The organism is Mesorhizobium sp. M0621 (assembly GCF_040320745.1).
Taxonomy (GTDB): domain Bacteria; phylum Pseudomonadota; class Alphaproteobacteria; order Rhizobiales; family Rhizobiaceae; genus Mesorhizobium.
This window is the reverse complement of sequence record NZ_JAMYQF010000097.1, coordinates 1-11,026: the sequence shown is the minus strand read 5'-3', so window position 1 is coordinate 11,026 and position 11,026 is coordinate 1. Positions and strand designations below refer to the sequence as shown.

Annotated in this window: 11 protein-coding genes; 3 read left to right on the top strand and 8 right to left on the bottom strand. The window is 58.6% G+C overall.

Going from position 1 to position 11,026, the window contains the following annotated elements; genetic code table 11:
• Positions 1–144 precede the first annotated feature (144 nt).
• From NKI38_RS32655 to NKI38_RS32630, 6 genes are all read right to left on the bottom strand, one after another.
• Positions 145–387, bottom strand: coding sequence for a hypothetical protein (locus tag NKI38_RS32655; protein WP_352664897.1), 243 nt, complete (start codon positions 385–387; stop codon positions 145–147).
• Positions 388–469: 82 nt separating this feature from the next.
• On the bottom strand, positions 470–1,462 hold the full coding sequence (locus NKI38_RS32650) for a nucleotidyltransferase family protein (protein ID WP_352664891.1): 993 nt from the start codon (positions 1,460–1,462) through the stop codon (positions 470–472).
• Positions 1,462–2,622 (bottom strand): PqqD family peptide modification chaperone, encoded by a 1,161-nt coding sequence (locus tag NKI38_RS32645; protein WP_352664889.1) that lies wholly within the window; start codon positions 2,620–2,622, stop codon positions 1,462–1,464. Before NKI38_RS32645 ends, NKI38_RS32650 begins: the two co-directional genes overlap by 1 nt.
• 101 nt (positions 2,623–2,723) lie before the next feature.
• Positions 2,724–3,740 (bottom strand): hypothetical protein, encoded by a 1,017-nt coding sequence (locus tag NKI38_RS32640; protein WP_352664887.1) that lies wholly within the window; start codon positions 3,738–3,740, stop codon positions 2,724–2,726.
• Between the two features lie 8 nt (positions 3,741–3,748).
• The gene (locus NKI38_RS32635) at positions 3,749–4,387 is read right to left on the bottom strand and encodes a hypothetical protein (RefSeq protein ID WP_352664885.1); all 639 of its coding nucleotides are present in this window, start codon (positions 4,385–4,387) and stop codon (positions 3,749–3,751) included.
• A gap of 236 nt (positions 4,388–4,623) precedes the next feature.
• Positions 4,624–5,904, bottom strand: coding sequence for an O-antigen ligase family protein (locus tag NKI38_RS32630; RefSeq protein ID WP_352664883.1), 1,281 nt, complete (start codon positions 5,902–5,904; stop codon positions 4,624–4,626).
• A gap of 351 nt (positions 5,905–6,255) precedes the next feature.
• On the opposite strand from NKI38_RS32630, the gene NKI38_RS32625 reads away from it, so the two are divergent.
• Positions 6,256–6,504: a hypothetical protein gene (locus NKI38_RS32625; protein ID WP_352664881.1), complete on the top strand. Its 249-nt coding sequence runs from the start codon at positions 6,256–6,258 to the stop codon at positions 6,502–6,504.
• Positions 6,505–6,629: 125 nt separating this feature from the next.
• On the opposite strand, the gene NKI38_RS32620 is transcribed toward NKI38_RS32625, so the two are convergent.
• Positions 6,630–7,319: a sugar transferase gene (locus tag NKI38_RS32620; RefSeq protein WP_352664895.1), complete on the bottom strand. Its 690-nt coding sequence runs from the start codon at positions 7,317–7,319 to the stop codon at positions 6,630–6,632.
• A gap of 438 nt (positions 7,320–7,757) precedes the next feature.
• On the opposite strand from NKI38_RS32620, the gene NKI38_RS32615 reads away from it, so the two are divergent.
• Positions 7,758–8,825: a hypothetical protein gene (locus NKI38_RS32615; protein ID WP_352664879.1), complete on the top strand. Its 1,068-nt coding sequence runs from the start codon at positions 7,758–7,760 to the stop codon at positions 8,823–8,825.
• A 156-nt stretch (positions 8,826–8,981) separates the two neighbouring features.
• Here the strand turns inward: NKI38_RS32615 and NKI38_RS32610 are convergent, their stop codons facing one another.
• Positions 8,982–9,611: a LuxR C-terminal-related transcriptional regulator gene (locus NKI38_RS32610; RefSeq protein ID WP_352664877.1), complete on the bottom strand. Its 630-nt coding sequence runs from the start codon at positions 9,609–9,611 to the stop codon at positions 8,982–8,984.
• A 1,164-nt stretch (positions 9,612–10,775) separates the two neighbouring features.
• Between NKI38_RS32610 and NKI38_RS32605 the strand changes: the two genes are divergently transcribed.
• Positions 10,776–11,026: GTP-binding protein (locus NKI38_RS32605; RefSeq protein ID WP_352664893.1), on the top strand; the 251-nt coding region annotated here is incomplete at its 3' end.

Below are 11,026 nucleotides of genomic sequence, written 5' to 3'. Positions count from 1 at the left end.
ATGTCGGGCCCCCCGCGCCCCCCCAAAAACACACCCCCCCCCCCGTGCGCCTTTTTGGGGGTCCCCGCCGTGGGCCCGGGCTTTTCAAATGACAGGCTTACGTTCTCACAACGCTGTTTTCAGCGACCATGATGCTCGAAGAGCTTACGCCTGCCCGGGAGGACCGGAGTGGATGTGGTTCTTGTCTCCCCAACCATTGCCTGGGCGTGATCCGCCCGATTTTGCAATCGCCTTGGAGTTCAAGCTTGTGCCGAGCAAAAGCGTCACGGCCGGCGGCGTAACCGCCGCAAAACGCCCCGCCTTCTTGAGAAAGTCGCGGCGAGCTTGGGCCTCCGAGACCAAGGTCTCCTGAATCCGTTCTGAGCTTTTTGTGCTTTCAGTTGACATGTCAAACCTCTCCACAACCGTCTCAAATTTACAGATCTGAACTTATGCTTTGTGACCCTGCGGCACTAGTTCTCCAAAAGGCTTAGATTTTGGTGTGAGGTTTGAAAAGCGTGCGAGCAATGCGACGAAAGAAGTCCGACGGCCCACGTCGCGCCAAGCCGTAGGCGAGTGAAAACCGCCATGTGCCCCACATCAAATTGCCGGCCAGGCGCAGCGGGGCGCCGATGATGGGGTGGGTCGCCGTGAAGATGCGCCTCCAATGCTGGAAGCGGACCATCCGGCGTTGTGCACATTTTGCCGGGATTTTGGTTCCAAAGAAATGATGCATGGCCAGGAGCTGAGTGTCGAGCGCATTACGGGCGGTTCCATCCGACATGGATCGCTGCAGTGACGTCCAATCCACGTCATCGCTTTCCGCCAATCGTGCCAGATCATGAAGGTGCCTGAGATCTATCCTTCCGCGCCAGTAATCTCCCTCCTTGAGAAGGTCGTGCACCATCCAGTGCATGGCGCGGGACTGAGCGGTAGGAATTTTCACCCGAAGGCGGTCTCGCTGAACAAGCTTGGGGGGGTGACAGCCGTTCGCTCGGCTCGACCGGAGCTCCAGCATTCCGGCGTCCTGCTGGCGGGCCATGCCCCGAGCGCCCGCCACATCGACGTAGCCAAGCTCTTCAAGACAGGCTTTGGCGACCGTCTCTTGGCGCGGATTCACAGCTAGATCAAGGTCACTCGTCATCCTGCTGGGAATCCGGCCGGCCGGTGAAAGGAACAAGGGAATGGCACCCTTGAGCAGGAGCGGAACGATATCGCTGCCGTTGAGGGCCGCAACGGCTTCACGCAATTGGGAACGCAAACGCAGATTCCGTTCCCGATTGCAGTCGTGAACGAACCGAAGATACTCACGCACGTCCTGCGGGAGCTGGTGGATTTGTCCGGCACGCGCGAGGGAGGAAAACAAATCGGGTGTGAGCAGAGTGTGATTTGCCAAAGCAATCACGGCCTGCCAGTCGGCTTTGTCAGTCGGACTGCCGCGAAGTCCGGCGATCAACGCCTCAAGCGCGCCCCCCCTGCTCATTATCGGCACGCCTTCGTGATAAGCTGTACCGCATCATCAAGCCTCGAATAGGTCAGGCAATAGGTTTCCGCCGATCCGATGAGTTGGGTCAACGCTTCGAACGCGGTGCCGCTCAGCTCTCCGCCGGGTGCAAGCGCTCCGTTAAGCAGCCCGCGCAATGCCTGAGCAGGATCGACCGGCTCCAGGCTAGCTTTCGTGTCGCGACCTCGACGGAGCAGGACCACACAGCCGATGGGCAGGGGAGCAGGAGGCAAGGGAACAAACGCCTTGGGTACGGCAAACCGTACACGCCTGCGGTCGGGGCGACGGCAGACTGGAGCGTCATCGAGATCGGGGCAGTATTCGGCCAGAAGCGGCCATGCGCCCGCCTTGACTGCCGGGGCAAATGGAAGGCCGACGCCATGCCCTCCAGAGTCAAGCAACGTCACATCATCAGCGGCAAAGCCGAATCCTGCACGGACCAACGCCAAAGTCAGTGTTGTCTTGCCCGCGCCCGGGTTGCCGCAAAGAAGGACCATACGTTCATTTCTGACAAGCGCTGCCGCATGGAGAGCAAGTTCATAGGCGCCGTGGTCCAGAACTTCGGTCAGCAATTGCCCCTTCAGCATGACGGGTAGTTCGTCGAGGGAGCAGGACAAAATCCACTCACCATCCCGCAACAGATGGACCCGCCCCCCGTGCCCGACTACCTCGAGCAGAACGTCGACAGTCTCTCTTCTGACCTCAAGGTGCCGAAATACGGTGATCGCGGGAAAGGCGCAGGCTGCCGGATAGACGATGCGTATGTTGAGGCCCGCAACGGCGACCACCTGGCTCACGAGTTCCTGAGTTGCTGACGGAGACACAGGCGCGCAGGCCCGTATCAAGTTCAGCCGTTGCCAATCCCCGAGCGCAGCCTCGACATGCCTATTTGCCTGAAACCTATCGACGCCACTGCGCGCCATCTCGACCGAGATGGCTTGCGGTGGCATGCCTTCTTCCAGAGAGCGCCAGATGTCGGCAGCCGTATCGTTGACGGCAAAAATAGCCTGCTGGGATGGGCTGAACAGGATGTTTTGCCCCCTGACCCGTACCAACCGCCCCTGGATCACAAACGTCGCAGAATTCCAATCGGCGAGGCCTGATGCCACGGTTCTGTCAATCGCCTCGTGCTGATTCATCGCGGTGACGGTCCAAGCTGTTGTTGCCAGCAGGTGAATTCAATGGGCGGGCGCCAAATGCCTTCGCAGTTGGAATAATCGTTGCCGAGGGCTGCGAGCTCTCACAGCACTTCGTCGGAAAACCGGACCACGTCCTGATGCGCCGCGATCCACTGGGAATGGGCCTTGTTCCAATAGCCGCGGGCGTCGCCGCCCGACAGAAGTCTGAAACCAGACGGCGGTGGCGGCAACGCGGAGGGGATTGGCTCGTCGGGCAGCCACAGCAACACGTTGTCGCGACTTTCAATGGTCAGCCGCCACGTTCTTTCCAGGCGACGAAATCCACGCATGTTGGCCGCAGCCAATGCAAAAACCGATTCTGTGATCCTCAATCTGGGTGACTGATCGACAGCCTTGATCGGCGCCTGATGTGTGACTTCGCCCTTGGAGAGAAAGGCGTGCATACGAATGAGAGATCTGTCGATCCGCACGGTTTGGCCTGTTCCGTCCCGTTCGTTTGACGCAGGATCCAGGCTGATCCCTGAGAAACATCCGTCGAACAGGCAGTCTTCAACGATGCCGCTGAGGAGATAGTCGTTCTCCACGGCATCGTCCCTGATTTCGCTGAGCCAGCAGCCTTTTAGCCGAAAGCCGTCGGCGTGCTCGGCGAAACGAATGCCGTCCCAGCAGCGGCGCGCACGGACACCCTCTATCGTCGCGTCGGTGGTTCCGTCCCTGACCAGCAGGGCCGCGCTGTTGCAGTAGGTGTCGCGCCAATCAGACGCTAGCGGCACCTGACCATCGAAACGCCCTCCGACAAAGCGAACGCCGGGGCAGTTGCGGATGACGAGCGGATAGCGATTGACGGGCAATGGCCCCTCGTCGCAGCCCATTATCGCGCTGGGATCGCTGTTTCTGCTGTTGGCAACTGTGAAGGAAGCATTTCGCGCGTTGATTGTCGTTCCCGGCTGGAGGTTCCTAATCGATTGCTGTTCGAAGCCATACGCACCTGCCAGGACGAATTCCTTGCCTTTCAGCGTCTGTTCCCCGTGCGCTCGGCCCGAACCCGGCAACAGAGCGATTGCAGGGTACAGGCCGGCGACGGCCATGAATGATCGGCGGTTCATTGTGGTGCTCATTGACCTGCCTATTCGCCCAGCCGAGGCCGTTCGAGGCAGGCCAGAAGCACGGCGTCCAGAACCCTTTCGGCGACGTTTTCGGGCAATGCCGACCTTTCCACGTCGACTGCCACCAGCACGCCGACATGATCTTGCGTTCGCATTCCCCTCTCAAGATCGGCCACAATCTGGCGACAAGCACGATCCGCCGCCGGCCAGAGATGACGGTCGCAGTCGGGAGATGCCCTTTGCATCCGCGAGGACCGATCGCCCCTTTTCAGAAGTCGATTTCGCGCTAGGCCGATCTCGCCGCGCAGATGGACAAAAACCATGTCATGCACGCCAATGGCGAGCAGGATATCAAACCACTTCTCCGAAGTTTCCCGATGCTTGCTCTTGAGCAATACGGACAGGAACCCCTGCAAAAGGCCCTGATCCATAATGATGACAGTATTCTTTCCTTGCCTCTCGGCCTGGATATAGGCAACCAAAACCGAAAGGTTCCAGATAACCCTGATTGCATCGACAACCGATGATTGCCTGCTTTCAATGACAAAACGTGCAATTCTGGCGAGCAGCGAGCGAAACTGGCGGTCCTTGAGCCTTGGGGCAACAATACCGATCCTGTAGATCTGGCGGTCGATGAACGCTCTTGTCCCCCACGCCATCCGCACATCGCCTACCGGCGGATCGCACCGTCGCAAGTCGTTCGCCAACAGGGTGGAAGCGGTTGTCTTTCCGATCCCAGGGAGACCAAAAAACTCCACGAATCGAATGTCTGTTTGAAGCGCGCGTGCTTCAAGGCTTGGCGGCAAACCTGCCGCTAGGTGGCTCGCTGTGTGCGGAATCATCGGATATGGTTGGCAAAGTTGATTTTAGGAAGACAAAGGAACACGGCGGAAGCTCAATGTTGAAAGAGCTGAGGCCCAATTCTCGCGCACAGCTTTGGGTTCTCACCAAGCCCGCTCTGCATCGATCGTTGCCTGCCGCGGTAGAAGATGAGCAAAGCCAATGGCAGCCAAAAGAAGGCCGCTGTTGATGGGCCGAAAGAATCGCTCATCTGGTTTGCCGCGATGTAGTTGAAAACGGAAACCGATGTTCCGAGCACCATCACATTAATTTCCGTCGAATGGTTCCCCCTGTCCTTATCAAACAATGTACTGAGGACAGCGCTGACAACATATACCACGACCACGAGTATCATTATTGACACCAACGCGACGCCGGGAATCCCCAGTGTTCTAAAGGCGTCGATGAACAGGTTGTGGCTATGGGGAGCGATATCGCCAACCGGCTGCCCTGCGCCGACGCCCATAAACGGGTGCGATAGGCCGAGGTCTATTGACATAGACCAAAGTCGCTGCCGCGAGACGACCGAATGGGCTTCGCCTCCGGACAATTGAAGGGCGAGCAGATTGTAAGCCCGTGGATTGAGGTACTGCAACGCCATCCGGCTCGCTTCCAGCAATATCGGAGCCGTAACCGTACCCACGATTACTGCTATTGGGCTCTGCTTTCTTCTAACCAGATAGATGCTGTATATTCCGAAGAACGCTCCGAGGCCTGCAACGCCGAGAACGAAATTTGTCTTTGAACCCGATTTCACCAAACCCAGGAGCACCGCTACGAGGCAGCCCAACAGGAGAAGGCGGTGGCTGCGGGATGAGACCAGCTTCGCGGCGACAAGCGGCAGAGCAGCCGATAAAGCGATCCCGAGTTGGTTGGAGTGCTTGAAATAGCCTTCCGCGCGATCGGCGAATCTCGCATCACCCAGCCCGATTGCGACAAAACAGGATGTCGCAACACTCATGATGATCATCGTCATCACTATCCTATCGATTGCCACGAGACCCTTTGGTCTGGTGGAAATCGCTGCGACTGCTGGAATAATCGCGAAACCGAACACCTGCGCGAAAACCGCGCGCATTGTCCTGGTCGGATTGTCTGCGTAGAGCATCGACAGCAGGGACAGAACGATGATGAAAGCAGATGTCGTCAGCACTGCGGTCGCCAAGGCCGCTTCGGCCCGATGGAGGCGTCTTGCTGTTTCGGCGTAGGCAACGATGCTTACCAGGGCGCAAAACAGAGCCAGCAAGAAAGATAGGGAGCCATCCGTTCCGGCAATCCGCGTGGCGCCAGGGAACCAGATGGACACGATCAGTAAAAGAACGGATATCTGCAGCATAGATGGATGTCACACCGAACGCGTTATCCAGGGAGTCGCACCGACTCAGCCCTGCCCCGACGCGCAACGTCCAGCGCCTTGTTGGCATGCTGCCGCATGGCGGGTGAATCTCCGCATTACCTATTTCACAAGCAGCGTAGGCTCGGCAGGTGGACAAGGAAATGAGCGAAAGGGGGGCATTGGGACAGGGTGCCCTACGCCTTTTGTGCAAAGCGGCTGAGGTGCAGCGATTTTCCGCCACTTGATCGACAGTCGGCCAGTCAGTGCAGCCGGATTGGGTGTTGGTACGGATTCGCAGATGTGGGAGACTCAGGTACGGCACTTGAGTCTTCCACACCATAGGAGATCGCCTTGCTTTGGTGCCTTGTCGCGGTCGGGGTGGTCGGCATTTTGCTGGGATTCCGTTTTCAAGCGGCTGCGCTCATCATCATGACCGCCGTGACTGTCGTTGTCGGCGTCGTTGCAGGCGGCATCGGCAGTTTGTTTGATTGGAGCCGCCTAGTTTCAATCCTGCTTCTCGTAATCGTTCTGCAGTGCGCCTACTTGCTCGGCCTCGTCCTTGGCGTCGTCTGGCGCCGTGGCATGTCACGCGAGCAATGATGGTCCGCGGCCGCATTCGTCGCGCCCCGGCGCCGGAGCTGTTCGCCGTTGTTTGCCGCCAGGACACGCTGTGATCTTTTGCGGCAACGATATGCATGATGGTAAGAATTTGCGATGCGCTTTACTCAAGACGCTTGGTCGAATTTCATCACGGCGAAGACAGTTCGGACGAGAATGACGACATCGGCCCACAGGGACCATTCCCGCACATAGCGGCTGTCGATGGAGACACGACTGGGATAATCCATTGCGTCTCTGCCGGTCACCTGCCACAGGCCGGTTAGACCCGGTCGAGTTTTCAGATAATCGATCGCACAGGAGCCGTAACGTCGGAGTTCGTCGGGAACGACCGGACGAGGGCCGACGCAACTCATCTCGCCGCGCAGCACGTTGATGAGTTGAGGCAGCTCATCCAGGCTCGATTTCCTGAGAATATACCCCAGGAATGTGATGCGCGGGTCGTTTTTGAATTTCCAATTCTGCTCCCACTCCTTGGCGGCCTCGGGATTGCTGGCGAGATAGTCGGCCAGGACCCGCTCCGAGTTCGCCACCATGGTCCTGAACTTGTAGCAGGCGAAGCGCTTGCCATTGAACCCGACCCGGGTGTGGGAGAACACCACCGGTCCCCCGTCAGTCACCAATATCAAAAGGGCAACCGCCAGCATGACCGGAGCAGCAAGGACAAGCGCGATCAATGCGACAGTCATGTCCATCATCCTTTTGGGCCGGCCTCCGAGCGGACGGAGGTTTTGGCCGATGTGGATGCCGGCTCTGCGGCGCTTTACGTCGAACGCGCTGATTGTCACGGGTTTCACCAAGTATCGCTGCTGGTGTTGCTGCCCAACTTCACAGCGGCTTGTCATTCTTCGCAAGAGAAGCAAAGGAGGTAGCGGCGTACTCGGCGCTCTTTACCCCTTAGCCTGATCCGCGCGTCGCTGGCGTAGGGTCTGTAAGCCTTCTGACCAAACGGCGTATCACCTAGCATCCGTTTGCTGCGGTAGCAGTTCAGGCAGGTTCGGATGTATTGCCAGAGCCTGCATTGGACCTGGCTCAGCCACCAAGAGATCAGAGTGCCAACCAATCCAGGCAGTCACGCTCGTGGTGCTAAATGCGCGAGGCCGCAAAGGCATCCGCCAAAACAATGCGGGAAATGCACGTGCATCGCGCCGAGACAAGATCCGGCAGGCGGTTGGTCCGCTTAAACGACATTGCAGGCCTAATTTGATAGTGGAGCGCGCAACATAGTGCCCAGCTTGATGCCTTTACCACATGATTTTGCCGGAACGTCGTTTGCTCGTGTTCCCGAGACCGACCTTGCCGGAGTGCTTGCTATCGTGCGCAAGCAAATAGCCTTGCTTGATCTCGATCTCTCCGGCCTCACCGTCGTCGTTGGCGCTACGACAGGATACCAAGCCGTGACTGCTACAGTGGCGGCGCTCGCCAATGCCGACCGTGTCGTTGCGCTCACCCGCATATCGTCCAGACATCCGAGCCTGGCGGCAGCCGCAGAGGCGACGTTGGCATTTGCCAAACACGCCAAGGTCTCCAAACGCGTTGAAGTGACGAACCGCATCGACAGCCGCAAATGGCAGGACGTCGACCTCGTCACGAACTGTCTCGAGGTCGGGCCGATTTCGAGATCGCTCATCGAACTCTTGCCCTCGCATGCGGTTGTTTCGCTAATGGCTGAACCATGGGAGCTTCGGCCGGGCGTTGTGGACTTCGACGCCTGTGACGAGGCCGGCATCAAAGTTGCGGCCCCCAATCTCAGCCACCCAGCCATAGACCTGCTGCCGGAATTCGCGCGATTATGCTGCGTCTTGCTCGGCGATGCCGGTGTCGTTCAACGAGCCGCGAGGCTCGCCATCGTCTGCGACACGCCCTGTGCACCGTCCCTTGAGGATGCGCTACGCGAGGGTGGGGCGAGAGTAAGTGTTTTTTCGCACCCCATGCTCCTGACCGACGATGGGTGGGATGTGATCGTGGTCGCGATGAGGCCAACCGACAAACCACCAATGGACATCAACTGCCTGGGCCGTATTGCCCGGAACTCTCACCAGGCGCTGCTGGTGCAATTCAGCGGCGGGGTCGATCGCTCGGCCGCCAGCTATTTCGGCCTCAGGATCTGGCCACCGAAACGGCCCACCAGTGGTCAGCTGGGCCTTCCACTTGACGTACTCGGACCAGCTCCAATGGTCCGCAGACTGACGGGTGGGCTGAAGGCCGCCGAAGCCGCATATCGGGGCGCGGAGCTTGGAGGGGACAGCGTTGGATTTCTCGTAACGGCAGGGTCCGCGACGGTTGTCCAGGAACGTGCCTAGACACACGCCGAGCGAGCCCGTTTCGCGAAAACGCTCGGACGGGACCATCGACCTTCGAAACCTTAGTTCAGAACGACGAACCTGTGGTCCCGCCCTTAACGTATCCGGCAGTCGCATGGCCAGAGCCGGCCAGGCAAAGACCGATCGAGGCAGCCCTCAAAGCAACATCTGTCTAAGCTTGTACGCCACCTCGGTGCGGTTCGTAGCCTTGAGCTTTTTCATGATATTTCGGATGTGAACCTTGACGGTGCTCTCGCAGAGGTTGAGTTCGTAGGCAATTATCTTGTTCGCCTTGCCGGTCCTGAGCGCCTCCACAACCGCAGCCTCGCGTGTGGTGAACATGCCGGTGAGCGGACGGGCACCGTTAGCGGTCGAGTGGATGATCTCTCGAAGCGCCAGCACGCAGCTAGCAGGGACAAATATCCCTCCGGCACGAGCGAGACCAATGGCCTCGGCAGCGACCTTCACCTTCACGCTTGTGGGAATGTAGCCTCGGGCGCCGCATTCGAGAGCCGCGAGAACCTCCCCCGGCTCGTCGGAATCCACCACGACGATCACGGGTACGGTGCCATACTCGGAAATGAAGTGCGCAAGTTCCGCCCGAACACTCTGGTCCGTGACCTTCCTGGCGCCAAGAATTACGAGGATCGCGGATGGCTCCTCGTCCCCGGCAATGTGCTGGATTTCGTCAAGCGATCCTACCGCGCTAACGCGCAAAGTGGGATTGTGTTCGATAAGGCCGCGCGCAAGGCATTCACGCTCAAGCGCCCGCTTGTCGACAATCATGACCAAGCCTTCGCTTGGACGTCCTTCGTCGAGATCGGACCTGCCAAGACCATTCGCGTCCGGCAGATGTCCATTGTGTATCGGTCTTGTTGCATCATTCCAAAAATCGGAAATTTGGGGGTGTGCCATCGCTTTACCTACTCCTCTCCATCGCGCTGACTTGCTTTTCTCCTCTTTGGTTTGGCTCCCTCGCAAAGCATGTCAAAGGCGTGAACTGATACGCTCATCGTCTGTCAGGCTGACTAGATGTTGACTGAAGATTGGATTCAAGGAGTAGGGCATACGCCGTCCCAACGCACCGGCGTATGGCTTCCCCGCCCTATGGAGGTAACCCAACCTGGAGGGCATACTACGATGCTGTGGAAAAGACGCATTAATCCTGGTTAACAATTTGGTAATTATATCTTAGCTAGCTAATATACCTGAAAGTATGACAACCTATGATTGCATAACGCCACACGACACTATTAACGCGAACTCAAGATCGCCCGAACTGAGATCGAGGTTGACCAGTTCTGCCTCTACCACCAGCGAGCTCACCGGCTTATCGGCCATCGGCTGCCCCCGAATTGTCGCTCTCGTACTTCGTTCGTATGCTTTGCGCGTATTCAGCATGAGCGCATATAGTCCCCCAGCCCCCGGCGCCGTTTCTCACAAACAGCCCGTCGGTTAGGCCCGGTGTCCTAGCCCCATCCCAACAAGGGGTGCCGGGCCGCTCCATCAAAGCCCCTCGTTTACTAAAGGCCCGCCGCCCCATTTGCGAGGCGACGGACCCTCGCCCCAGCCCACACATCTGTCAACGCAATTGCGGTGCCAGACCTACTGACCCGTTACGGGTCACATTTGCCTAGCGGCGGACGAGCTCCAAGTCGGAGCTCGCGGCAACGACTTTGCCTTGATCATGATGATCCTGTTGCAGCGTCAGGCGAGCCTGACCTTATTGGACCATTTCACAGACGCGGGCCCAGGCGTATAACGATCCAGCAGTCTTCTTACCTGACCTTGCAGAAGCGCAGATCGTGAGAAGACAGCCGGTGATAGGGTTGCAGACGGCCATGTCCATTAGAAGCCAGATCGGATCGCCCGGCAAAGTGCGGGCCCGCCTTACGAATTGCATCGCGGCCGACTGCCGTGGATGAGGATCGCCGGACGCCAATCCTTGACCTGTCCTTTTCCGCCGCGAGAAGCGTCCGCGACTATCTGGCGGCGCAAGAGAAGAAGTCGCTGCTGCGCTTCCTGACCTGCGGTTCCGTCGATGACGGCAAGTCGACGCTGATCGGGCGCCTGCTTTCCGACACCAAGCAGATTTTCGAGGACCAACTCGCCGCGCTCGAACGCGATTCGCGCAAGCACGGCACGACCGGCGACGACATCGACTTCGCGCTGCTGGTCGATGGCCTTGAGGCCGAGCGCGA